The sequence below is a fragment of the Bacillus shivajii genome (assembly GCF_020519665.1).
In the GTDB taxonomy this organism is placed as follows: Bacteria; Bacillota; Bacilli; order Bacillales; family Salisediminibacteriaceae; genus Bacillus_CA; species Bacillus_CA shivajii.
Map to the genome: position 1 here is coordinate 1,570,504 of NZ_CP084703.1, position 25,193 is coordinate 1,595,696.

Below are 25,193 nucleotides of genomic sequence, written 5' to 3' on the forward strand. Positions count from 1 at the left end.
GAAAAAGGATGTGTAGCTAATGTTAATGGAGCTCTCTATCCGTAACTTTGCAATCATCGATACAATGACTGTTTCCTTTGATGAAGGGCTGACTGTTTTAACGGGGGAAACTGGAGCGGGGAAGTCAATTATTATTGATGCAATTGGATTATTAATTGGTGGAAGAGGATCTGTTGAATTTGTTCGTCACGGGAGTAAACGAGCAGAGATTGAAGGACTTTTTTCTGTGGACAGGCATCATGATGTATATAAACTTTTCAATGATGTAGGAATTGAAACAGGTGAAGAAGAGACAATTTTATTGAAAAGAGAAATAACAAAGCAAGGAAAAAGTATCTGCCGTGTTAATGGAAAATTGGTGACTTTAGCAGTTTTACGTCAAATCGGGCAAATGATTGTTGACATTCATGGACAACATGAACACCAGCAGCTGCTACAAGAAGATAAACATTTAACATTACTCGACCGATTTGCAGAAGACCATATTAAAAAACCAAAGCATGAATATAAGGAATTATACCAATCATTTATAAAGAAACGAAAAGAATTAAAGCAATTGTCGGAAAATGAACAAGAGATGGCTCAACGATTAGATTTAATTAAATATCAATATCACGAGATTACAGAAGCGAATATACAGCCTGAAGAAGACACCCGTTTAACAGAAGAGAAAAAGCGGCTTTCAAATAGTGAAGAATTATTTAAAACAACACACGGTGCTTATGAGGCTTTATACGGAGATAACCGAGGGCTAGAATGGGTAATGGTCGCTATGAATCAAATCGAAGAAGCTGCAGAGATGGATGAGCAATTACATAAATTAAAAGAGACAATTACGAATTGTTATTACTTATTAGAAGAAGCAACGTATTCACTTCGTGATTATCATGAAAATATTGAATTTGATCCTGATCGTTTAAACGAGATCGAATTAAGGTTAAATGAATTAACCCAACTGAAACGAAAATATGGTGAAACCGTTAATGAAGTTTTAGAATATGCTTCAAAAATTGAAGATGAAATGGATACATTAAATAATCGAGATGAACGACTTCAGCAATGGGAAAGTGACTTGGCAGGCATTGCAAAAGACCTAATAGTTGAAGGGAAGCATTTAACGGAAGTTAGGAAGTATGAAGCGAAAAGACTGGAGGAAAATATTCAGACAGAACTCGAAGACTTATATATGAAAAATACAAAGTTCCAAGTGGAATTCCACGAACATTCGTTTCAAGAAGAGGACTTACTTTCATTATCGAAAAGTTTACCAATAACAAAAGAAGGCATAGATGATATCTCATTTATGGTTGCAACGAATAAAGGAGAACCGTTAAAGCCTCTTGCAAAAGTTGCATCTGGTGGAGAAATCTCAAGAATGATTCTTGCTTTAAAGAAGATCTTAGCAACCCATGAAGGGGTCACATCTTTAATATTTGATGAAGTTGATACTGGTGTAAGTGGTAGGGTGGCTCAAGCAATTGCCGAAAAAATTCATCATATCTCTGTTGGATCACAAGTTTTATGTATTACACATTTGCCTCAAGTAGCTGCAATGGCTGACACACACTTATTTATTTCTAAAGGTGAAGACAGTGAACGAGTGACAACTTCCGTTAAACCTTTAAATGAAGAAGAACAAATTGAGGAACTTAGCCGAATGATTTCTGGGGTGGAAATTACTGAGTTAACAAAAGAACATGCAAAAGAATTATTGGAACAAGCAAACCAAATTAAACAATCGTTGGGATGAAATATGCAAAGCTAACCAATTAAGGTTAGCTTTTTTCTTTTTAATTAGTTATAAATGAAGCAAGTCAAGGCAAAATTAGTAATACAGCCATGGTGGAGGTGTAGGTTAGGAACGAGGAGAGTGAAAAGGTTTGAAAAATGCGAAGGTCCGTAAAATTATAGGTGCAATTCTCCTTGTACTATTGTTCTCCGCTGCTTTTTATCCACCCATTCAACAATATGCATCATTACCTGATGAATTAATTTTTTTTGAAGGTCAATCATATGAACTTGATACAGCACTGCCCGTTATGGCACAAGACGAGAGTCCATTAACTTTTGAAGAGGTAGATGGAAAAACTCAAATAAAAGGTCTTGAATCGAATCAAAGTTCATTACAGTTTGGCTTTGGCCGTTTACCGTTAAAGTCAATGGATGTTACAGTTCTTCCGAAACTAAAGGTGATACCTGGAGGTCAGTCAATAGGCGTAAGAGTGCAAACTGATGGGGTGCTAGTTGTAGGGCATCACCTTATTGATACGAAGGATGGAGATGTTTCTCCTGGTGAACTGGCTGGAATTAATGTAGGTGATATGATTACTAAAATGGATGGGGTCAATATTGAAGAGATGAGCGACATAAATGAAGTCGTTCAAAATGCTGGAAACTCGGATAAACCAATTGAAATGAAGATCAAACGAAATGGTAAAGAAATGACAAAAGAACTTACTCCTGTAAAAGGCAAAGAAGACCAATCATATCGTTTAGGTTTATATATTCGTGATTCAGCTGCTGGTGTTGGGACATTAACCTTTCATGACCCGAATTCAAAAAAATATGGTGCGTTAGGTCATGTCATTTCTGATATGGATACACGTCAACCGATTGAAGTTCATGAAGGTGAAATTGTTAGCTCTAAAGTAACATCAATTGAAAAGGGATTAACAGGTGAACCAGGTGAAAAGCTTGCTCGTTTTTCAAACGACCGTAAAGTTTTAGGGGATATTAAGAAAAATAGTCCCTTCGGTATTTTTGGCACATTGACAGAAGAAGTGTCAAGTGGGCAAGTAAATGAACCAATGGAAATCGGACTATCCCATCAAGTTGAAATTGGCCCTGCAGAAATTTTAACTGTTGTGAATGGAGATGAGGTAAAGCGGTTTGATATTGAAATCGTAAGCAGTACGGAGCAAAAACATCCAGCTACTAAAGGAATGGTCATTAAAGTGACTGACCCGGAATTGTTAGAAGCTACAGGAGGAATCGTTCAAGGAATGAGCGGTAGCCCAATTATTCAAAATGACCGTATTATTGGCGCAGTGACACATGTATTTGTAAACGACCCGACAAGTGGTTATGGGTGCCATATTGAGTGGATGTTACAAGAAGCAGAAATCGATATATATGGTGAAGGTGCAAAGGCGAGCTAAGTACTCGCCTTTTTGGCATTTTATGACCTCCTCTTAAAGTTTTGTTTTAAGTTTTACCAATACTATGCTAAAATGAAAATAAATATTTTTCGACAAATGACTTCTTTTGGTGTTGTTTGTCATCGAATGCAGTCGAAAACCGGAGTAAATAAGAATAATCAGGAGAAAACGAAAGTTTTTTTAGAAAAAATCAAAAAAATAAAAGGAATACAATTCTCCTTGTCGAATACAAGTGTTAGCCAAAAAATAAAAAGTGATTGGGGAGGAAAAATAGTGAAAAAGGTAAATGTGTGTGTCGCAGATGATAATCGTGAACTTGTAAATTTATTAGAGGATTATATTAATTCGCAAGAGGATATGGATGTTATTGGAACAGCTTATAATGGGCAAGAGTGTTTAGACTTAATTGATGAAAAAGAGCCGGATGTTTTAATTTTAGATATTATTATGCCTCATTTAGATGGATTGGCAGTTTTAGAGAAGTTAAATAGTCGCCAATTAGCGAAACGTCCTAATATTATAATGCTAACTGCATTCGGGCAAGAAGATGTAACAAAAAAGGCGGTTGAGCTAGGAGCTGCTTACTATGTACTTAAGCCATTTGATATGGATACATTAATGAATAAAGTGCGTGACGTAAGCGGGAACGGTTCTACCTATGTAAAGTCTCCTGCAGCACCTCACGGTCAAAGAGAGAACAAACCGATGAACTTAGATGCAAGTATTACGAGTATTATTCATGAAATCGGTGTCCCGGCTCACATTAAAGGGTATATGTATTTAAGAGAAGCAATTACTATGGTTTATAACGATATTGAACTATTAGGATCCATTACAAAAGTTCTTTACCCAGATATTGCAAAGAAATATAACACAACGGCAAGCCGTGTTGAGCGTGCGATCCGTCATGCCATTGAAGTAGCATGGAGCCGTGGGAACATTGAGTCTATCTCAAAAATGTTCGGCTACACAGTAAGTGTTTCTAAAGCAAAACCAACGAACTTTGAATTTATTGCGATGGTGGCAGATAAGCTACGAATTGAGCATAAAGTAAGCTAACTGTTGATATAACGGTACTTATCACTGTTATCACTTACTGTTAAACAGTGAATAGTAACCCACTAACTTCTTTTTAAATTATAAATAAACACTTTTTTTTTACTAAAGGCGCTGTTAATATTCATTGATGATTTTCAAAAATCACGAGACGCCTGCGGGGAAAGCAAGAGCTGAAGATCCATCGGGGCGCTTTTCCCCGATTAGCTGAAGCCTTGCCAGCGGCAAGCGAGTGTATTTTTGTGAAATCAACACTAGCCTTTAACAAAGCCTTACTAAAAGACATTATTTTTTATTGGTTTGTAAATCAAATCAATAAAAGGTGGTGTCTTTTTTGCTTTAAAAGAAAACCACGCAGCTAAGCTCACCATTTGAGGTATAAACATGATTGAGCGATATATTTATTTTTTACTTGTTTTTGTTTTAACAATAACCTCTCGTGGCACTTTAAGCATTATTAAAAGTAGAACATGATGAATTTTTCGTAAATAGAAATTGGCCATTTTATCACTCGCATTCATGTTCTCTTTAATAATGACCATACTAATTGTGACGACGACAAATATAGAGGTGCATGAGTGTGTCAAATCGATTAATAGTTGGCTCTGCTTACAAAGGGGATATAACAAAAAAACTGCTATTATCTATTCCTGATAAATCAATTATCATTATTAATCATGAAGATATAGATGTAGTTTGCGCTGAAGAAATTGTTAGAAAAAAAGTGAAAGCTGTAATTAATCTAAAGCGTTCGATGTCAGGGAAGGTTCCAAATTTAGGTGTTCCATTCATCTTAAAACACGGTATTCCGGTTTTTGATTTATTTAAAACGAAATCATGTTTTATTCCGAATGAGCTAAGGGTGCAAGTTTATAATAATCGTTTGTATAAGGAAAATGAGAATGGGTTCGTTCTTATAGGGGAACTAGAACAATATACAAGTGAGCTTTGTTTGAAGCGTCAACAAGAAGGGGATAATGAGTTTCCTAAACTTTTTCGACAGTTTGTCAATAATAGTTTATCTCACATGGCTAAAGAACTTGATGTCTTTTATCAAGAGATTGAAAAGCTCCCTCGTTTATTTAGTATAAAGGAGGAAAGAGTTTGGATCTTTTCAAGGGGAGCGGGTATTCATGATGAGATTTTATTTTTGAAACCCTTTATGAAAGGGTCTGGTACGGTCATTGCGGTTGATGGTGCAGCAAATACCCTTTATAAACACGGTTTAATGCCTGACTATATTATAGGTGATATGGACTCGATATCTGATGATATTGACAAGTATTCGAGTGTATTCATTGCTCATTCTTATGTGAATGGCTATTCTCCAGGAAAAGAGAGATTGCAACAAGCGGGAATCATGCCAATTACTGTTTCGTTTCCAGGTTTAAGTGAAGATTTAGCGATTATGTTAGCTTACATATCTGGAGCCAAGCAAATTATTACTGTTGGGTGCAGGTCATCGGTGAAAGAGTTATTAGAAAAAAATCGGCAAGGAATGGCTTCTACCTTACTAACGAGAATGTTTACAGGAGATATCATTCATGATTGGAAGCGAGGTTCAACTATTTTTTCTTTAGAAGAAGACCTCCTTACTTCAGGTCTTGAAATGACAAGGGAGGCGGGTGCAGATGAGAGCTGATATTATTATACCTGCGTACAATGAAGGAGATATGATTAAAGAGACGTTAACTCATTTACGTCAGTGTACGTGGATAAATAACTTGATTGTTATCGATGATGGCAGTGCTGATAATACGTTTACAGAAGCTTTGCCGCTCGTAGATAAAATGCTTCATCACGAACGGAATAAGGGTAAAGTACAGGCGGTAAAAACAGGCTTACCTTACGTCGAGGCGGGAATTGTTCTATTGCTAGATGCAGACCTCGGCTTATCAATCATTGAAGCAGAGAAATTGTTAGTCCCCTTAACTGATAGTCGTGTTGACATGACAATTGCAACTTTTCCCCCACCTGTTAATGGTGGCTTTAGCCTTGTGAAAAGGAGAGCTTCACATACTATTTATAAAAAAACAGGTGTTCACTTGTCTTCACCACTTTCTGGACAACGTGGCTTTAAGAGTGAATGGATTCCTCATATATTAGATATGCCTTCTGTCGGCTTTGGGTTAGAAATGTCATTAAATATTTCTTTCTTAAAGAAAGGTGCAAAATTAAAAGAAGTAAAAACAAATATGACTCATCGAGAACATGGGAAATCAATGTATGGCTTTTACCATCGCTTAAAACAACTCGTTGAAATGGAGAAATCATTATGGCTTATGGAATAATGTTTATTCTCATCGTGCCTTTTGTATTTTTTGTTATGAATGTGATTTTTCAACGTTATCACTTCAGTACAACGAATTATAAAGGTCTTTACGTTCCCTATAGTGGTGGGTTTACTTTAATTATAATGATGTGCATTGATTTTTTGTTTTTTTCTTTTACAGTTACTACATATGCTTCAATTGTTTTCTTAATTTTTATATGGGGATTAGGGTTTGTTGATGATCGTTATGGCACCAGTTACCCGAAAGGACTAAAAGGTCACTTTTCCTATGCTTTTAATAAAAGAACTTATACGACAGGATTGTACAAAGCTGTTGGTACGGTTGTGGCTTCTTTTTTTTACGTTTCATTAATGCCTCAAGGCACAGTAGCTATGGTGCTCCTTATTTATTTTTTTCTCCTAATCTTTACACCGCATGTCATGAACTTGATGGATACTAAGCCGTTAAGAGTTTGGAAATTACTTTTTCTCTTAATTCTCATTTTTCATCCATTTTTAACAGCTGGAATGGATTTCATTTATGCACTAGGAGTTGTCTTATTCTCTTGGTTTGTATTTGAAGGCAGAATGAAGATGATGCTTGGTGATAATGGTGCGATGCTGGTTGGTGGTTGGTTAGCATTATTGGCCATCCATAACTGGTCAATAGGTGCTCAAATTATACTCTTGATGTTTTGTTTACTAATGACAATCATTTCGGAAAGGACATCGATCCAAGCTTGGATCGTAAAGACACCTATCATAAATGGGGTTGACAAGTGGGGAAGGGTTAATTAAAAGGCTGACGGAGATATTTTTTTGCAATGTCGTCAGCCTTTCAAGCTATTTTTTAAACTTTGGTGCAACTTTGTTATTTTTTCGGTCTCTGTGTAAAATAAATCCTCCAATTAAATAGAGACCAATTAAAAATGCTGCAACTCCTGCGAAAAATTGTAACCATAATAAGTCGAAAGGCCAATTATACCTTTGAAATAAAGTATCTCTCATTAATTTTATTCCATAACCTGCTAAGAATACAGGTACTAATAATATGCACAGTGCAATAAAACGTTGAATCGTCATGAATGGCTATCCTTTCTTTCTATTTACTTATCAAATAGACAAACTTACTTTTTATTTTAGCTGAATAGGTAATGATGAGCAATGAAAAGATTTTACCTTTCATTCTTGAAAAAAATGTGTATAGTAATAAGAGGTATGAAAATAATTGCACACTCTTTAATAAAGGCTCTTTTCGCATAGATTGTTGTTTTTAATAATTTTGAAGAAGTGGCAGCATCCAACTATAACAGATTAGAGAGGTATTTACCTTACTAAGAGCAACAATCTTTTAGGAATTACCTTATTAAATAGTGGATCTCACAAAAAAATGTGGGGGAGGTTTTCTTTATGAAAAGGTTATTACTCATTGGAGCTGGGCAAGGTGGTTCATCTTTACTTGATGTACTAGTAGAAACGGAACAAATAACTGTTGCGGGTGTTGTTGATATTGATCCTACATCAATAGGATTACAGAAGGCAAAAGAAGAGAAAATCCCTGTTTTTACAGATTGGCAAACGGCATTAGATGAAATATCCCCAATTGATGTCATTGTTGAAGTTACAGGTAACAAATTGCTATATGAAAAATTAAGAGAGAAATTAGAAGGAACACCTATAACAATTATACCTAGCTCTGTCGCATCGATGATGTTTTATTTAATTGAAGAAAAGGAAAATTTAATCGAAGAAACAACACGTCACAATACAAAATTAAATATGATTTTAAATGCGACGCACGATGGGATGATCGCCATCGATAAAGATCGACGGATTACGTTAATTAATGAAAAGGCCGAAGTTATGGCTGATTTGAAAAATATAAACGTTATCGGAAAACGAATTGAAGAAGTGATGCCAACAAGTAAGTTGCCACGAGTACTAGAGTCTGCTAAAACAGAAACGAACAAAAAACAAATAATCGGAAAAAACCGTACAATTATAACAACGAGAGTCCCGATGTTTAAAGGGGAAGACTTGTTTGGTGCACTTGGTGTTTTCAGAGATATTACGGAAATAGAAAACATGGCCGAAGAAGTCACAAATTTAAAGAGTATACAAACGATGCTTGAAGCGATTATTTATTCATCAGATGATGCCATTTCAGTTGTTGATCAAGAAGGGAAAGGGTTGCTGATTAACCCTGCTTATACTAGATTGACAGGACTGACGAAGGACCAAGTGGTAGGTAAACCTGCAACAACCGATATATCAGAAGGTGAAAGTGTACATATGCATGTTTTGAGGACGAAAAAGCCTGTGCGCGGAGTGAAGATGAAAGTAGGCCCTCATCGTAAAGATGTCATCGTAAATGTTGCCCCGATCATCGTTGATAATGAATTAAAAGGTAGTGTCGGAGTTATCCATGACATGTCTGAGATTCAATCATTAACAACAGAACTTGAACGGGCGAAACAAATTATACGAAAGCTTGAAGCAAAATATATCTTTGATGATATTATCGGAAGTTCAGAAGAAATGACAGTGGCTATTGAACAAGCAAAAATGGCAGCGGTTACTCCTGCCACGATTCTACTTCGAGGAGAATCTGGAACGGGGAAAGAATTATTTGCCCATGCCATTCATAATGCAAGTAATCGGAAGTTTAATAAATTTATACGGGTAAATTGTGCCGCAATATCAGAAACTTTATTAGAGAGTGAACTATTTGGGTATGAAGAAGGGGCATTCTCCGGAGCAAAGCGCGGTGGTAAAAAAGGTTTATTTGAAGAAGCGAATGGAGGAAGTATATTTCTAGATGAAATTGGAGAGATTTCTAGTCAAACACAAGCCAAGCTGTTGAGAGTTCTTCAAGAAAAAGAAATAATGCGTGTTGGTGGTACAAAGGCGATTTCCATTGACGTCCGAGTGATTGCTGCAACAAATATTGATATGGAAAGTAAAATTCAATCTGGTGAATTTAGAAGTGATTTATATTATCGCTTAAACAGAATGCCGATATATATTCCACCGCTTCGATCACGAAAAGAAGATTTGCATCGCTTGTGTATGCATTTATTAACGAAGTTAAACCAAGACTATGGTCGAAATGTTGAGGATATCACCAATCGGGCACTAGATAAATTGAAAGTGTATGATTGGCCTGGGAACGTGAGGGAATTAGAAAATATATTAGGAAGAGCAATGATCCATATGCATTATGCTGACAAAGCCATCGATGATTCCCATATCCCTGATTTAATAAATGATCAAAGTGAAACTCATCGACTATCATCAAATGACCACTCGACCTCTGAACAGACACTACAAGAACGACTTGATGAAGAAGAAGAAAACATCATTGCAGAAACTCTTAGAAAAAATGGTGGAAATAAAACCAAAACTGCAAAACAGTTAGGATTATCTGTTCGGAATTTATATTATAAAATCGAAAAACATGGTATTGTATAAAAGTGAGAAAGAAATTGCATGAACTATCTTGCACACTATGAAATAAATTGCAGACATCACTTTTAATAAATCGTCCGTATGAAAGCGTTTTCTGCTTTTTTAAAAGTTGGCATGGTAATTGCATATATAATGTGGTGGAAGATAAATCAGCATGAAAGGTGGGATACATCATGACTTTGGAGGAGCTTCTAGCTACTGTAAGCAAACTTGAAAACAAACAAACGATTGCTGTAGCGCATGCAACGGATTCATCTGTCTTTCAAGCAGCAAAAAAAGCAATGAATGATAACATCGCTTCTTTTATATTTGTAGGACCGATAGAAGAAATGAAAACAGCGATGGAAAATGTTTTTAATGAAGATGACCAGCAGCACTTTCAATTGGAAGATGCAGCAAATGATAAAGATGCAGCGATGAAAGCAGTTGACAAAGTTAGAAGTGGTGACGCTGATGCATTAATGAAAGGAATGGTTGGCACTTCTACACTCCTTAAAGCAGTTTTAAACAAAGAAAAAGGTTTAAGAAGCGGGAAAATCTTATCTCATGTAGCAGGGTTCGCATTGCCTAATCGCGATAAACTATTGTTTCTTGCCGATGCAGCAATGAATATCCATCCTACATTGCAAGAAAAACAGCAAATTATTGAAAACACTGTTGATGCTGCTAGAAGAATCGGAGTTGAAACACCGAAAGTCGCAGCACTTGCAGCAGTTGAAAATGTAAACCCAGCAATGGAAGCGACAATGGATGCTGCAGCTTTAACACAAATGAATCGACGTGGCCAGATTAAAGGATGTATAATCGATGGTCCGTTAGCTTTTGATATTGCAGTTTCAGAAAAAGCAGCTACTCAAAAAGGGATTGACTCAGAAGTTGCTGGTAGAGCAGACGTACTAATGGTACCAACAATTGAAGTTGGTAATGCCCTTTACAAATCATTTACGATTTTTGGTCAAGCTGAAGTGGGCGGCATGATCGTCGGTGCTAAAGCGCCCATTATTTTAACTTCAAGAGCTGACTCTGTTGAAAGCAAGTTATTATCGATGGCAATGGCTGTAAGTACCTCAGCCAAAAAATAAATAAAAAAGTTTTCCACAGGAAAATGAGGAGGAATGTTGAAATGGAATTATTTAAGTACATGGAAACGTATGATTATGAACAGGTTGTAGTTTGTCAAGACAAAGAATCAGGGTTAAAAGCAATTATCGCGATTCACGATACAACACTTGGACCTGCCCTCGGTGGAACAAGAATGTGGACTTACGACTCAGAGGAAGAAGCTTTTGAAGATGCTCTACGTCTAGCAAAAGGTATGACATATAAAAACGCTGCAGCTGGTTTAAACCTAGGTGGAGGAAAAACGGTTATTATCGGAGATCCGAAAAAAGATAAAAACGAAGAAATGTTCCGCGCATTTGGACGTTACATTCAAGGCTTAAATGGTCGTTACATTACTGCAGAGGATGTTGGTACAACAGTAGATGACATGGACCTTGTATACTCAGAAACAGACTATGTGACAGGTATTTCACCAGCATTCGGCTCATCCGGTAACCCATCACCTGTTACAGCTTATGGTGTATATGTAGGGATGAAAGCAGCAGCAAAAGAAGCATTTGGAACAGATTCACTTGAAGGTAAAAGAGTAGCTATTCAAGGTGTAGGGAATGTTTCTTACAACTTATGCCGTCACTTACACGAAGAAGGTGCATCTTTAATTGTTACTGATATCAACAAAGAAGCTGTAAATAGAGCAGTTGAAGAATTTGGAGCAGAAGCTGTAGATATCGATGACATTTATAGTGTTGATTGTGACATTTACGCACCTTGTGCATTAGGTGCAACAGTTAATGATGAAACGATACCACAGTTAAAGGCAAAAGTAATTGCTGGAGCTGCAAACAACCAATTAAAAGAAACAAGACACGGTGATATTATTCAAGAAAAAGGAATTGTTTATGCACCGGACTACGTTATTAACTCCGGAGGCGTAATTAATGTAGCTGATGAATTATTAGGCTATAACCGTGACCGTGCAATGAAAAAAGTTGAAACAATTTATGACAACATCTCAAAAATATTTGAAATCTCAAAGCGTGATAACATTCCATCATATATGGCAGCTGATCGTTTAGCGGAAGAGCGTATTGAAACAATGCGTAAATCACGCAAACAATTCTTAACGAATGGCATGAACATTCTTAGCCGCGGACGATAAAAATAAGCGGCAAGGAACACTGTTGGAAGAACCTTTAGTTTTCGTTTGGAGGTAAACGACTTGGAACAGAATGAATATCGAATCCTGACAATCAATCCAGGATCAACATCAACGAAAATAGGAATTTTCGATAATGAACATGTTGTATTAGAAGAAACGATCCGACATGATCAAGATACAATAAATTCATATGACTCAATTATTCAACAATACCCATTTAGAAAACAAATGATTTTAGAAACTCTCGATAAAAGCGGAATTAATTTATCCAAGCTTTCAGCAGTCGTTGGACGAGGCGGTCTGCTTCGTCCAATTGAAGGCGGGACTTACAATGTTAATGAAGCGATGTTAAAAGATTTAAAAGAAGGTTACTCAGGGCAACATGCATCTAACCTAGGTGGAATTCTTGCACATGAAATTGCAAATCAATTAAATATTGAGTCATTCATTGTAGACCCGGTGGTTGTCGATGAGCTAGCCCCAATTGCAAAGGTTTCAGGTTTTGCTGATTTTGAAAGAAAAAGTATTTTTCACGCATTAAATCAGAAAGCTGTTGCAAGACGTGTCGCACACCAGTTAGAGCGCCCATACGAAGATTTAAACTTAATTGTCGTCCACATGGGTGGCGGTATTACGATAGGTGCTCATAAAAACGGAAAGGTTATTGATGTGAACAACGGTTTGCATGGGGAAGGGCCTTTCTCACCTGAACGAGCTGGTACAGTACCTGCTGGGGATCTTGTTTCAATGTGTTTCTCTGGTGATTATTATTCAGATGAGATCATGAAGAAGATTGTCGGTCAAGGCGGCCTAGTAGGTTACCTTGGTACAAATGACGCTGTTGAAGTTGAAAACCGAATTGCACAAGGTGATGAAAAAGCAGAGCTCGTTTATGATGCGATGGCTTACCAAATTGCTAAAGAGGTCGGTTCAGCTGCAGCCGTACTATATGGGAACATTGATGCTATTATCCTTACAGGTGGTTTAGCGTATGGAAAAGGGTTTGTTAAGAAGATTTCTGATCGTATTCACTGGATCGCTGATGTTATCGTGCATCCAGGAGAAAATGAATTACAAGCCCTAGCTGAAGGGGCATTACGTGTCTTACGAGATGAAGAAGAAGCGAAAGAATACGGACAAGGTACTGTAAAAGAGCCGTTAAATAGCTAACTTAGAGGAGGTTCAAAATGGCTTTAGAATATGATTTAGTGATACTAGGAGCAGGTACTGGCGGCTATGTGGCTGCCATTCGTGCTGCCCAGCTCGGGAAAAAAGTAGCTGTTGTAGAAAAAGAAAAGCTTGGTGGAACTTGCTTGCATAAAGGGTGTATCCCTAGTAAAGCTCTTCTTAGAAGTGCAGAAGTCTATCAAACAGTTAAGAAAAGTAATGACTTTGGTGTAGAAACGAGTGAGCCGGGTCTTAACTTCTTAAAAGTTCAAGAGCGTAAAAATCAAATTGTTGATCAACTATACAAAGGTGTTCGGCATTTGATGAAAAAAGGAAAAATTGATGTTTACGAAGGGCATGGAAGAATCTTAGGGCCATCAATTTTCTCTCCATCACCAGGGACCATTTCTGTTGAAAATAACGACGGTTCAGATAATGTCATGATTGTCCCTAAAAATGTTTTAATTGCAACTGGTAGTAAGCCGAAATCACTGCCAGGATTAGAAATTGACCATGAAAATGTCATTACTTCAGATGAAGCACTTCAAATGGAGGAGTTACCCTCATCGGTTTCTATTATTGGCGGTGGAGTAATTGGAATTGAGTGGGCATCTATGCTTGCAGACTTTGGTGTTGAAGTAACTGTTTTAGAATATGAACCACGTGTTCTTCCGTTAGAAGATGAAGACATTTCAAAAGAGATGCTTCGTGCACTAAAGAAAAAAGGCGTAAAAGTCCTTACAAATGCAAAGGTATTATCTGATCAAGTAAAAGTCGTTTCTGAAGGACAAGTAGAAGTACCTTATGAACATAAGGGTGAAACGAAGAAGGCAGAAGCAAACAAAGTTCTTGTCTCTGTCGGACGTTCAGCAAATATTGAAGACATTGGCTTACAAAACACTGACATTAAGACTGATAAAGGTGTGATTGTTACGAATGAATTTTATCAAACGAAAGAATCACACATTTATGCAATTGGTGATGTGATCGGTGGCCTGCAGCTTGCTCACGTTGCTTCTCACGAAGGAATAGCGGCAGTTGAACATATGGATGGACTAGATGCACATCCAGTAGATCCTGATATGGTTGCTAAATGTACGTACTCGTCACCTGAAGTGGCAAGTGTTGGAATTACTGAACAAGCTGCAAAAGAAAAAGGATACGATGTAAAAACAGGTACTTTCTCTTTTAAAGCAATCGGTAAAGCGCTTGTTTATGGTGATACTAGTGGGTTTGTTAAATTTGTATCTGATAAGAAAACAGATGACTTACTTGGTGTTCACATGATTGGACCACACGTAACAGATATGATTTCTGAGGCAGCTGTAGCAAAGTTATTAGATGCGACTCATTGGGAAGTGGCAGAAACCATTCACCCACACCCAAGCTTATCTGAAGCAATTGGAGAAGCAGCTTTAGCCGTTGATGGCAAAGCGATTCATAGTTAAAAAAGTAAAAGATGGATGTATTTAAGGAGGGAATCTCATGAGTGATCTTCGACATCAACAATTAGGGTTATCAGATGAAGAAGTAATGGAAATGTATGAAACGATGCTAATGGCACGTATGATTGATGAACGTATGTGGTTATTAAACCGAGCTGGGAAAATTCCTTTTGTTATTTCTTGTCAAGGGCAAGAAGGTGCTCAAGTAGGAGCGTCATTCGCTTTAGACCGTAATAAAGACTATGCTTTACCATATTACCGTGATATGGGTGTTGTACTAGCATTTGGTATGACTGCAAAAGATTTAATGCTTTCAGCATTTGCAAAAGCTGAAGATCCAAACAGTGGTGGTCGTCAAATGCCAGGACACTTTGGTCAAAAGAAAAACCGTATCGTAACAGGTTCATCACCAGTTACAACGCAAGTTCCTCATGCTGTTGGAATTTCGTTAGCTGGAAAGATGAAAGGTGAGGAATTTGTTTCAATTACAACATTTGGTGAAGGTTCATCCAACCAAGGTGATTTCCATGAAGGAATCAACTTTGCTAGTGTTCATGATTTACCAGTTATTTTCATGTGTGAAAACAACAAATATGCAATCAGTGTACCTCTAGAAAAGCAATTAAATTGTGAAAATGTATCTGACCGTGCTGTAGGGTATGGTATCCACGGTGAAACTGTTGATGGAAACGACCCTCTTGCAGTTTACGAAGCGATCAAAAATGCACGTGAACGCGGACTTTCTGGTGGAGGACCATCATTAATTGAGACGGTATCATATCGTTTGACTCCACACTCTAGTGATGATGACGATAGTACATATCGTGCGAAAGAAGAAGTAGAAGAAGCGAAGAAACTAGACTCTATCTACACATTCGCTGATTATTTAAGAGAAGCTGGACTTTTAACTGATGAAAAAGAAGAAGAAATGCGCGGAAAGCTTCGTAAAATTATCGACGAGGCAACTGACTACGCAGAGAAAGCACCTTATGCTGAACCTGAATCTGCATTAGAACACGTGTATGGAGAGGAGTGATCACAATGCCAACAATGTCTTATATTGAATCAGTAACATTAGCTATGAAAGAAGAAATGGAACGTGATGATAACGTATTTGTCTTAGGAGAAGACGTAGGTAAACGTGGAGGAGTATTCCGTGCAACGAACGGATTATATGATCAATTTGGTGAAGATCGCGTGATCGATACGCCATTAGCTGAATCTGCCATTGCAGGTGTCGGTATTGGTGCTGCAATGTATGGAATGAGACCAATTGCAGAAATGCAATTTGCTGACTTTATTATGCCAGCTGTCAACCAAATTGTTTCTGAAGCTGCAAAAATCCGTTATCGTACAAATAATGACTGGACTTGTCCAATTACATTCCGTGCTCCATACGGTGGTGGTGTACACGGTGCGTTATACCATTCACAATCAGTGGAAGCATTATTTGCAAATGTACCCGGGTTAAAAATTGTTATGCCTTCTACGCCATATGATGCAAAAGGGTTATTAAAGGCGGCAATCCGTAGTGACGATCCGGTTTTATTCTTTGAACATAAACGTGCGTATCGTCTTATTAAAGGTGAAGTACCACAAGACGATTACACATTACCGATCGGTAAAGCTGATGTAAAACGTGAAGGAGATGACATTACAGTCATCACATACGGATTATGTGTTCACTTTGCGATGCAAGCAGCTGAAAACTTAGCAAAAGAAGGATACAATGCTCACATCCTTGACTTAAGAACGGTTTATCCTTTAGATAAAGAAGCAATCATTGAAGCTGCAAGAAAAACAGGGAAAGTCCTTCTATTAACGGAAGATAACAAAGAAGGAAGCATTATGAGTGAAGTGTCTGCCATCATCTCTGAACACTGCTTATTTGACTTAGATGCTCCTGTTAAGCGAGTTGCAGGACCAGATGTGCCGGCAATGCCTTATGCTCCACCAATGGAGAAATACTTCATGGTTAACCCTGATAAAGTTGAAGAAGCAATGAAAGAATTAGCAGAATTTTAATCGATCATCATAGGGAGGTGCCACATACTTTATGGCTACGAAAATCACAATGCCTCAGTTAGGTGAAAGTGTAACTGAGGGTACGATTACAAAATGGCTTGTTCAGCCAGGAGATAAAGTGAACAAATATGACCCTCTAGCAGAGGTTATGACAGATAAGGTTAATGCAGAAGTCCCTTCATCTTATGAAGGTACGATTAAAGAACTGATTGCTGAAGAGGATCAAACGATCGCTGTAGGTGAAGTTATTTTAACAATGGACGTTGAAGGTGAGGTTTCTGAAGAAGAACCAGCACAGGAAGACGGACCATCAGAGGCAGAGGAAGCACAGCCTTCTGCTCCACAGCAATCAAAACCATCAGCACCGAAGAAAGATTCAGCAAATAAAGGACGCTTCTCACCAGCTGTTTTACGTCTTGCTCAAGAAAATGATATTGACCTAGACCAAGTTGAAGGAAGCGGTCGTGGTGGACGTATTACACGTAAAGATGTTTTAGCAATTGTTGAGAGTGGAAACATTCCGAAGAAACCTGCTGCACAAGAAGCACCTGCAGCTAAAGAAGAGCCGCAAACTGCTCAACAACCAGCGAAGCCACAGGCCCCAGCACAACCAAAGGGGACGCCGACAACAACTCCGCAAGGAAGAGCTGAAGAAATTCCAGTTAGCGGTGTGAGAAAAGCAATTGCAAATAACATGGTTAAGTCGAAACATGAAGCACCACATGCATGGATGATGGTAGAAGTAGACGTAACTGACCTTGTTAAATACCGTAACAAAGTAAAAGACGAGTTCTTTGCAAATGAAGGCATGAAATTAACATTCTTACCTTTCTTTGTAAAAGCAACAGTCGATGCATTGAAGAAATACCCAGAAATTAACTCGATGTGGGCTGGAGATAAGATTGTTCGTTATAAAGACGTTCATATGTCAATGGCAGTAGCAACAGAAACAGATCTTTTCGTCCCAGTTATTAAGCATGCTGATGAGAAAACAGTAAAAGGGTTAGCGCGTGAAATTAACGACTTAGCGAAAAAAGTACGTAATAATTCACTATCTTCAGCAGACATGCAGGGCGGAACGTTTACGATTAATAACACGGGTTCTTTCGGATCTATTCAATCAACACCAATTATTAATCACCCACAAGCAGCAATTCTTTCTGTTGAATCAATTGTAAAGCGACCAGTCGTATTGGAAAATGATGCGATTGCAGTAAGACATATGGTAAACTTATGTATGTCTCTTGACCATCGTGTTCTTGACGGGCTTATTTGTGGTAAGTTTATGTCCCACATTAAAAATAGCTTAGAGAACATGAACGAAAATACCATTTCTCTATATTAAGATGATCCAAGAAGGTTCGGTTGTAAAAACCGAGCCTTTTCTTAATTGTATAATAATTTGCAAAATGTACGGGACCTGGTCTCGTGCATTTTTGTGAACATTTATTATATGCATATATGACAGGTGGCAGTAAATACTAGCAAAAAAAGAAAGGGTGAATTACATGACAAAAATGCTTTATCGTCTCATTGCATTATCCTTTATATTTTTAACCTTTGTTTTTCCTATTGGCCAACCTGTTATTGCTGAGGATGGTAGCGAAGAAAACGATTTTTGTGAAAATTGCCATGAAAAAATCAGCTATGAACATCAAGTGATTCGGCCACATATGGAATATTACTTTGAATTACTACTTGATAAATATTCCCCAGATTTAAAAGAAGAGTGGACAGAAGTGTTAAGAGAGAGGGAATCCATTTTAAAGAAGTTAAAACAAATGAAGAAAGAGGGGAAGTTGAAAGAGCACCCTTCACCAAGTGAAAGATGGTACGAAAAGCATGGTCAAATACACGATCAGTTTTTAAATGCAGTAAAAAAAAGAGATGACGAAACAATTACACAACTACTTCCTCAATTACTAAGTCTACAAAAAGAGTGGAATGTCATTCATAAAGAATTTTAATCCTTTTGTAATCGTAGTCATTCTATTTACGAAGGATAAGGTGTTCGATAACATCCTAATTAGTTTTTTTGGTAAATGGGATTGATTACGAAAGGGTAAGCTTAATGATCTTTTTAGATGTTATTTCTTACTCTTTATTTCCATCAAAGTCTTTACAAGACGAATAGGTAGGGGATTTGTATACGTTGAAAGTATTGTCCCTCTAGATGATGATGTACATACATTGCTAACGGCAAACAATTGACTAAAAATGCCGAATCAGATTTGTTTATATAGTTCGGAGTTCGCTTTAAGGTTTTGCAGAACGCCATTAATGATACAGGTGAATCACAAGACGTTAAAGTTATAACAGTAATGACGGTGTTGAACTGATTGATTACAATTACGACGATAACATAGCCATGGAGAAGGTACTCATTGACACGGTCACCAACGAAAGACATGATCATGTGAGGTTATCGTACAAAAGTAAGTGAAAATGTTGGTAAAGTAGTTAAATACAATGTAAAATAGAGATATTGGATATGAAGAAGGAGTGTTTTTAAAATGGATTTTCAATTATTTATGAATGATGTCGTGCAGACAGCGCGTAAAGAAATGGTTGAAGGTGGTTATCAAGAACTTACAACTCCAGAAGAAGTGGATGCTGTGTTAAGTAAGTCAGGAACCAGTTTTGTTATGATTAATTCAGTTTGTGGTTGTGCAGGTGGAATTGCAAGACCTTCTGCGCAATATATGAAAAATTATGAAGTTCAAGCTGACAACTACGTAACGGTATTTGCAGGACAAGACCGTGAAGCAACAGCACAAGCTAGAACATATTTCGAGGGCTATGAACCATCATCTCCTTCATTTGCTCTAGTAAAAGATGGGAAAATCCAAACGATGATAGAGCGTCACGAAATTGAAGGTTATGAACCAATCGAAGTTGTTCAAAAACTAGAACGTGCTTTCGACGAATATTTCAAAAAGTAATGTGTGATGAGGGAGGTGGAAGCCTCCCTATTTTTATGCTATAATTTTTTCGCAATCATACTTAAATAGAGTTAATCATTAAGGAGTGAACGAAAGAACCATGAATGAGTTATATAAACAAATACAAGAATATTTAAATCTAGGAGAAGAGATTCCATTTGACGAATTTGAAAGTTTTTATAAAAAATTAATCGACGAATTTAATGAACGTGCAGACGAATTCGGTGAAGATGAGCTATGGAAAGCATTATTTATTAGTGAAAATGTCATGTCTAATTCTGATTCACGTGCGAAAGAAACAAAGGGATCTAAAGCGAAAAAATATAAAAAAATGGCTCAACGTTTGTCTCTATGGGCACAAAATTTTGCAGGTCGCTTAGGTCAAATGGGTTATACGAAAGAAGAGATGAACGAGCGTTTTGAAAAGATGTTCGATGACTATGAAAAGTAACAAATAAAATAACTTGATTTTTTTGTGAGTTATTGCTATACTGCGATAGTACAGACGGTTTTTCAAAACCGTCTGTTTTGCGCCCATGGTGAAATGGATATCACACGAGATTTCGGCTCTCGCGTTCTGGGTTCGAATCCTGGTGGGCGCGCCAACTTCGTACATATTCAACTCCTTGCATTTCTTGCGAGGAGTTTTTTGTTTTATGTAAGGCTAATTTTCATTATTAGGGTAGAAATAAACAGCCTGCCTTAAATCAACAACCTTTAAGAAAAGAACTTTATACAAAGACTATAACAAGGAAGTTAACGGTGCTTTATATCATGAAAGGTAGGTGAGTCATTTGTTTCGAATTGGATCACGTACAGTGAAAACAGCGTTAGGAGCATCTCTAGCTATTATGATCGCTCAACTTTTGGAGCTAGAGTTTTTTTCATCGGCAGGAATTATTACAATTCTTTGCATTCAACAAACAAGAAGAAAGTCATTACAAATGTCTTGGGCACGGTTTGTGGCTTGTATCATTGGAATCGTGTATGCTGCTTTAGTTTTTGAATTAATTGGTTACCATCCATTAGCAATGGGAATTTTATTATTACTATTTATTCCAACAACTGTACTATTTAAAGTGCAAGCTGGGATTGTAACGAGTGCTGTTGTCATTTTACATTTATATTCATATGGAATGGTGAACACAAGCATTGTGATTAATGAAATTGCGTTAATTGTTATTGGCATTGGTTGTGCATTGTTAATGAATACATATATGCCGAGTGTTGAATCAGGACTCGATGCAATGCGGCATAATTTAGAAGCTCATTTCTCAAAAATCTTTTATGAATTCTCGGTTTATGTTCGTAATGGAGACAGTAATTGGGGTGGAAGTGAAATCACTAAAGCAGCAGAGCTATTAAATACAGCCAAAAATAAAGCATTACATAACTTAGAAAACCATATTTTGAGGTATGAAGATCAGTATTATCATTACTTTAAAATGCGAGAGAAGCAACTCGACATCATTGAAAGAATGATGCCTTTACTTGTCTCTGTCGATGTAAAATTAAAGCAAGGTGAAATGATTGCTGATTTTCTTGAAGAGTTAAGTGCAGGTGTACATTCAGAAAATACTGCTTATGTTTATATAGAGAAGTTAGAAAGTTTGCGTATGTGTTTTAAAGGAATGGATTTACCTAAAACACGAGAAGAATTTGAAGCGAGGTCGGCATATGTACAATTACTAAATGAGATGGAACAATATTTAATTTTAAAAAGCCGCTTTAAACCGATTAAGAAATATTCCATCTTCAGATGAATAATTGCTCCGAATTTCGAGCCTACTAAGGGTAAAAAGAAAGGTAGTGATGCATGTGTTAACGATTCTCCTTTCTTTTCTCTTAGTCATTTCGCCTGTTTGGCCTTTAGGTGAAAATCCGGTAGTTGGAGACCCTTACTTAATTGTAAAAAAATCGACCAATGAACTTGCATTTATTATTGACGGAGAAGTGAAACAAACATTTCGGGTTGCAACAGGGCAAAAGGAAGCACAAACTCCTGAAGGAGAGTTTACGGTTACGGTAAAAGCAATTAATCCATATTACCGAAAAACAGATATTCAGGGCGGCGATGAGAAAAATCCATTAGGAACACGTTGGATCGGCTTTGATGCGGATGACACAGACGGTAGAACATATGGCATACATGGAACAAATCGGCCGTCTTCGATAGGGTACTATGTAACTCAAGGCTGTGTTCGCATGAAAAATGAAGATGTTGAGATACTCTTTGAGGAAGTCCCTTTAGGAACGAAGGTCTTTATTACTGAACGTGAGGACTCATTTGAAGTGCTAGGTAAAGAAATGGGGGCAATAAAAAAAGAGTAAAAAAAGACAGCATTTAGCTGTCTTTTTTGTTTTTTCAAAAGTAAGAAAGTATAAAATTTGAGCTCTGGATAGATGTCTAGCTAAGCGCCTACTTGACTCCTGCGTCACTTCGTTTTACTCGTCGCAAAGCTGCAAGGAAGCAAACTCAATGCCGTAGCTTCGCTCGAGGTCACTTCGCCACGTCAATTGAAGTCTTGATAGAGCGACTTCTTCTTGCCGGGGCTCCAATGCTTTACGCTCGTGTGCATAGGCGCTTGCGCTTTTCTTATAAATAAGCTTGTACAAAAAATGTTTGAGAAATTGCTTATAGCAATCCTCCAACACCTGCAAAGACTGTACCTAAAAACATGGTGGCAACCATGATATATATAATTAATTTTCTATATTTACGGGGCATTTTTCTACCTCCTCAAAACATTTGTAGTATATATTTTACTAATTTGCAGTAAAAATGACAAGGGGTAGAGAAGAGTTTTACTTATTTTCAAATGAATCTTTATATAATTGCAGGAATTGTCTGCGATTTTGTCGAAGGTATGCATGTTATTTTCGGTTAATTCGTTCTTTTTGAAATTTTTAATAAAAGGGGGCTGCATCATGAATGAAAAATCATTATTAAACGAATATGAAAGATGGAGAGAAGAAAGGGAAAAAGAAGTCGAAAAAAGACCAGAAAGAAAAGAAGAATTTCAAACGTCTTCACATATTACGATAGACCCTTTATATGTTCCAGAACAAATAGATAAGGACTACATGGAACAAATCGGTTTTCCTGGTGAGTATCCATATACAAGAGGAGTCAGAAGAACAATGTATCGAGGTCGGCATTGGACGATGCGTCAATATGCGGGCTTTGGTTCTGCAAAAGAAACGAATCAAAGATTTCGTTACTTATTGGAGCAAGGGCAAACAGGCCTTTCTGTCGCTTTCGATTTGCCAACACAGATTGGTTACGATTCTGACGATCCGATGGCATTAGGAGAAGTGGGAAAAGTTGGGGTTGCCATAGACTCATTAGAAGATATGGAAATTTTGTTAGACCAAATTTCACTTGATGAAGTTAGTACATCAATGACCATCAATGCACCGGCATCGATTTTACTGGCAATGTATATTGTTGTTGCTGAAAAACAAGGAGTTCCGAAAGAAAAAATTCAAGGAACCATTCAAAATGATATTTTGAAAGAATATATAGCTCGTGGGACATATATTTTTCCACCAAAACCATCAATGAGACTTATCACAGATATTTTTGAATATTGTACAGAACATACACCGAAGTTTAATACGATCAGTATTAGTGGTTATCACATCCGAGAAGCAGGTGCAACCGCAGTTCAAGAATTGGCCTTTACGTTAAGTAATGCAAAAGCTTATGTGAAAGCGGCAATTGACGCGGGACTTGATGTAGATAAATTTGCGCCAAGGTTAGCTTTCTTTTTTAATGGTCATAATCAATTTTTTGAAGAAGTTGCTAAGTTTCGCGCTGCAAGAAGAATGTGGGCAAAGATTATGAAAGAAGAATTTGGGGCGAAAAATCCGAAGAGCTGGCAACTTCGGTTCCATACACAAGTTGCAGGGTCAACACTAACAGCACAACAACCGGATAATAATATTGTTCGTGTCGCTCTTCAAGCATTGGCTGCCGTTATGGGCGGAACTCAAAGTTTGCACACGAACTCAAAAGACGAGGCATTAGCACTGCCTACTGAGGATTCAGCAAGAATTGCACTACGAACACAACAAATCATTGCGAATGAAACAGGTGTAGCAGACACTGTTGATCCATTAGGTGGCTCCTACTATGTCGAGTCCTTAACTGACAAAATTGAAGAGGAAGCCACTAACTATATTGAACAAATTGAAAATCGCGGTGGTGCAGTTGCCGCAGTCGAGCAACAGTATATGCAACGAGAAATTCAACGTTCCGCATATGAAACGCAAAAGCGTCTTGAAAAAGAAGAAGAGATTGTTGTTGGCGTAAACCGTTATGAGTTAGAAGATGAACCAGAACCTGAACTAATGAAAGTTGATGATGAGTTAGTGGAAAATCAGCTTACTCGTCTAAAAGCAGTTCGAGAAAATCGAGAACAAGAAAAAGTTGATCGAGCGTTAAGTCAGTTATCAGAGGCAGCAAAAGAAACAGAAAACTTAATGCCATATATTATTGAAGCGGTTCGTGTTTATGCAACTGTTGGAGAAATCAGTCATACGTTACGGGATGAATTTGGTGAATATTAGATCGTTAGCTTTTAGGAGGAGAGACAATGGACAAAATCAGGGTATTAATTGCAAAACCAGGGTTAGATGGACACGACAGAGGAGCACTCGTTATTTCTCAAGCACTTCGTGACGCAGGGATGGAGGTCATATATACAGGGTTAAGACAATCCCCGAAACAAATCGTACGTGCAGCAATTCAAGAAGATGTTGATGTGATTGGTCTTTCCAGTTTATCAGGTGCACACAATGTTCTTTTTCCAGCAGTCGTTGAGTTGTTAAGAGAAGAAGACGCTGAAGATATTCTCGTTTTTGGTGGTGGCGTCATTCCTTATGAAGATGTCAGAGAGCTTGAAAAGCAAGGAGTACAAAAAATCTTTACACCAGGAACTCCGACAAGTACTGTTGCAGCCTATATTGAACAAGCGGTAAGAGAAAAAGAACCGGGAGAAAAAACGGTCCTAGCACCACCACATAGTCTTGACCATATTGGTATTGCTGTCTCATCGATCGAGGATGCCTTGCCATTTTATTTAGATCACTTACACTTAGAAGTCGAAAAAATTGTGGAAGTTCCTTCGCAAAAGGTACGCGTCGCCTTTTTACCATTAGGTAATAGCAAAATCGAACTGTTGGAACCGCTTACAGACGATAGTCCAGTTGCCTCTTTTATAAAGAAGAAAGGTGAAGGGATTCATCACGTTGCAGTAGGAGTTAATAATATTGAAGCTAGACTCGATCAATTGAAGAAAGAAGGTATTCAGCTGATAGATGAAACGCCAAAAGAAGGTGCAGGTGGATACCCAATTGCCTTTTTACATCCGAAAAATGCGAAAGGGGTATTAGTTGAACTTTGTGATACTCACGACGAAAAAGGAGACGTTTAGC

Annotated in this window: 23 protein-coding genes and 1 tRNA gene; 22 read left to right on the forward strand and 2 right to left on the reverse strand. The window is 37.5% G+C overall.

Annotation, left to right across the window (positions count from 1 at the left end; translation table 11 throughout):
• Positions 1 to 19: 19 nt before the first annotated feature.
• The 6 genes from recN to LGQ02_RS07675 all read left to right on the forward strand — a co-directional run bounded on the left by recN (position 20) and on the right by LGQ02_RS07675 (position 7,284).
• Positions 20 to 1,750, forward strand: a complete 1,731-nt coding sequence (recN, locus tag LGQ02_RS07650) for a DNA repair protein RecN (RefSeq protein WP_226517601.1) — start codon at positions 20 to 22, stop codon at positions 1,748 to 1,750.
• 130 nt (positions 1,751 to 1,880) lie between these two features.
• Positions 1,881 to 3,158, forward strand: coding sequence for a SpoIVB peptidase (spoIVB, locus tag LGQ02_RS07655; protein ID WP_226517602.1), 1,278 nt, complete (start codon positions 1,881 to 1,883; stop codon positions 3,156 to 3,158).
• A 273-nt stretch (positions 3,159 to 3,431) separates the two neighbouring features.
• Positions 3,432 to 4,217 carry a sporulation transcription factor Spo0A gene (spo0A, locus tag LGQ02_RS07660; protein WP_226517603.1) on the forward strand — a complete coding sequence of 262 codons (786 nt, stop codon included), beginning with the start codon at positions 3,432 to 3,434 and terminating at the stop codon, positions 4,215 to 4,217.
• 577 nt (positions 4,218 to 4,794) lie between these two features.
• On the forward strand, positions 4,795 to 5,856 hold the full coding sequence (gene steA, locus LGQ02_RS07665) for a putative cytokinetic ring protein SteA (RefSeq protein ID WP_226517604.1): 1,062 nt from the start codon (positions 4,795 to 4,797) through the stop codon (positions 5,854 to 5,856).
• Entirely contained in the window at positions 5,846 to 6,505 is a 660-nt protein-coding gene (locus LGQ02_RS07670) for a glycosyltransferase family 2 protein (protein ID WP_226517605.1), read from the forward strand. The genes steA and LGQ02_RS07670 overlap by 11 nt, the downstream gene beginning before the upstream one ends.
• Positions 6,490 to 7,284 (forward strand): hypothetical protein, encoded by a 795-nt coding sequence (locus LGQ02_RS07675; RefSeq protein WP_226517606.1) that lies wholly within the window; start codon positions 6,490 to 6,492, stop codon positions 7,282 to 7,284. Before LGQ02_RS07670 ends, LGQ02_RS07675 begins: the two co-directional genes overlap by 16 nt.
• A gap of 45 nt (positions 7,285 to 7,329) precedes the next feature.
• Here LGQ02_RS07675 and LGQ02_RS07680 read toward each other — a convergent pair whose 3' ends face one another.
• Positions 7,330 to 7,563, reverse strand: a complete 234-nt coding sequence (locus tag LGQ02_RS07680) for a DUF2627 domain-containing protein (RefSeq protein ID WP_226518250.1) — start codon at positions 7,561 to 7,563, stop codon at positions 7,330 to 7,332.
• Between the two features lie 333 nt (positions 7,564 to 7,896).
• Here LGQ02_RS07680 and LGQ02_RS07685 point away from each other — a divergent pair, with 333 nt between their 5' ends.
• The 14 genes from LGQ02_RS07685 (at position 7,897) to LGQ02_RS07750 (ending at position 22,085) form a co-directional block, all read left to right on the forward strand.
• The gene (locus tag LGQ02_RS07685; RefSeq protein WP_226517607.1) at positions 7,897 to 9,957 is read left to right on the forward strand and encodes a sigma-54 interaction domain-containing protein; all 2,061 of its coding nucleotides are present in this window, start codon (positions 7,897 to 7,899) and stop codon (positions 9,955 to 9,957) included.
• A gap of 170 nt (positions 9,958 to 10,127) precedes the next feature.
• On the forward strand, positions 10,128 to 11,036 hold the full coding sequence (locus tag LGQ02_RS07690; RefSeq protein WP_226517608.1) for a bifunctional enoyl-CoA hydratase/phosphate acetyltransferase: 909 nt from the start codon (positions 10,128 to 10,130) through the stop codon (positions 11,034 to 11,036).
• Between the two features lie 41 nt (positions 11,037 to 11,077).
• Positions 11,078 to 12,175, forward strand: coding sequence for a Leu/Phe/Val dehydrogenase (gene bcd, locus LGQ02_RS07695; RefSeq protein ID WP_226517609.1), 1,098 nt, complete (start codon positions 11,078 to 11,080; stop codon positions 12,173 to 12,175).
• Between the two features lie 60 nt (positions 12,176 to 12,235).
• Positions 12,236 to 13,345, forward strand: coding sequence for a butyrate kinase (gene buk, locus LGQ02_RS07700; protein WP_226517610.1), 1,110 nt, complete (start codon positions 12,236 to 12,238; stop codon positions 13,343 to 13,345).
• Between the two features lie 17 nt (positions 13,346 to 13,362).
• Entirely contained in the window at positions 13,363 to 14,790 is a 1,428-nt protein-coding gene (gene lpdA, locus LGQ02_RS07705) for a dihydrolipoyl dehydrogenase (protein WP_226517611.1), read from the forward strand.
• A 37-nt stretch (positions 14,791 to 14,827) separates the two neighbouring features.
• Positions 14,828 to 15,823 carry a thiamine pyrophosphate-dependent dehydrogenase E1 component subunit alpha gene (locus LGQ02_RS07710; RefSeq protein WP_226517612.1) on the forward strand — a complete coding sequence of 332 codons (996 nt, stop codon included), beginning with the start codon at positions 14,828 to 14,830 and terminating at the stop codon, positions 15,821 to 15,823.
• 5 nt (positions 15,824 to 15,828) lie between these two features.
• Positions 15,829 to 16,812 carry an alpha-ketoacid dehydrogenase subunit beta gene (locus tag LGQ02_RS07715; protein WP_226517613.1) on the forward strand — a complete coding sequence of 328 codons (984 nt, stop codon included), beginning with the start codon at positions 15,829 to 15,831 and terminating at the stop codon, positions 16,810 to 16,812.
• A 31-nt stretch (positions 16,813 to 16,843) separates the two neighbouring features.
• Entirely contained in the window at positions 16,844 to 18,157 is a 1,314-nt protein-coding gene (locus LGQ02_RS07720; RefSeq protein WP_226517614.1) for a dihydrolipoamide acetyltransferase family protein, read from the forward strand.
• Between the two features lie 163 nt (positions 18,158 to 18,320).
• The gene (locus tag LGQ02_RS07725; protein WP_226517615.1) at positions 18,321 to 18,779 is read left to right on the forward strand and encodes a hypothetical protein; all 459 of its coding nucleotides are present in this window, start codon (positions 18,321 to 18,323) and stop codon (positions 18,777 to 18,779) included.
• A 546-nt stretch (positions 18,780 to 19,325) separates the two neighbouring features.
• Complete coding sequence (locus LGQ02_RS07730) at positions 19,326 to 19,754, forward strand: BrxA/BrxB family bacilliredoxin (RefSeq protein ID WP_226517616.1); 429 nt, start codon at positions 19,326 to 19,328, stop codon at positions 19,752 to 19,754.
• 100 nt (positions 19,755 to 19,854) lie between these two features.
• Positions 19,855 to 20,205: a hypothetical protein gene (locus LGQ02_RS07735; RefSeq protein ID WP_226517617.1), complete on the forward strand. Its 351-nt coding sequence runs from the start codon at positions 19,855 to 19,857 to the stop codon at positions 20,203 to 20,205.
• 79 nt (positions 20,206 to 20,284) lie between these two features.
• A tRNA-Arg gene (locus tag LGQ02_RS07740) sits at positions 20,285 to 20,359 on the forward strand.
• 189 nt (positions 20,360 to 20,548) lie between these two features.
• Positions 20,549 to 21,517, forward strand: a complete 969-nt coding sequence (locus LGQ02_RS07745) for an aromatic acid exporter family protein (protein WP_226517618.1) — start codon at positions 20,549 to 20,551, stop codon at positions 21,515 to 21,517.
• A gap of 55 nt (positions 21,518 to 21,572) precedes the next feature.
• Positions 21,573 to 22,085, forward strand: a complete 513-nt coding sequence (locus tag LGQ02_RS07750; RefSeq protein ID WP_226517619.1) for a L,D-transpeptidase — start codon at positions 21,573 to 21,575, stop codon at positions 22,083 to 22,085.
• A gap of 304 nt (positions 22,086 to 22,389) precedes the next feature.
• Here LGQ02_RS07750 and prli42 read toward each other — a convergent pair whose 3' ends face one another.
• A complete protein-coding gene (gene prli42, locus LGQ02_RS07755) occupies positions 22,390 to 22,482 on the reverse strand; it encodes a stressosome-associated protein Prli42 (protein WP_226517620.1) in 93 nt (30 codons plus the stop codon).
• A gap of 200 nt (positions 22,483 to 22,682) precedes the next feature.
• Here prli42 and LGQ02_RS07760 point away from each other — a divergent pair, with 200 nt between their 5' ends.
• A complete protein-coding gene (locus LGQ02_RS07760) occupies positions 22,683 to 24,326 on the forward strand; it encodes an acyl-CoA mutase large subunit family protein (RefSeq protein WP_226517621.1) in 1,644 nt (547 codons plus the stop codon).
• A gap of 26 nt (positions 24,327 to 24,352) precedes the next feature.
• Positions 24,353 to 25,192, forward strand: coding sequence for a methylmalonyl-CoA epimerase (gene mce, locus LGQ02_RS07765; protein WP_226517622.1), 840 nt, complete (start codon positions 24,353 to 24,355; stop codon positions 25,190 to 25,192).
• Position 25,193 lies beyond the last annotated feature (1 nt).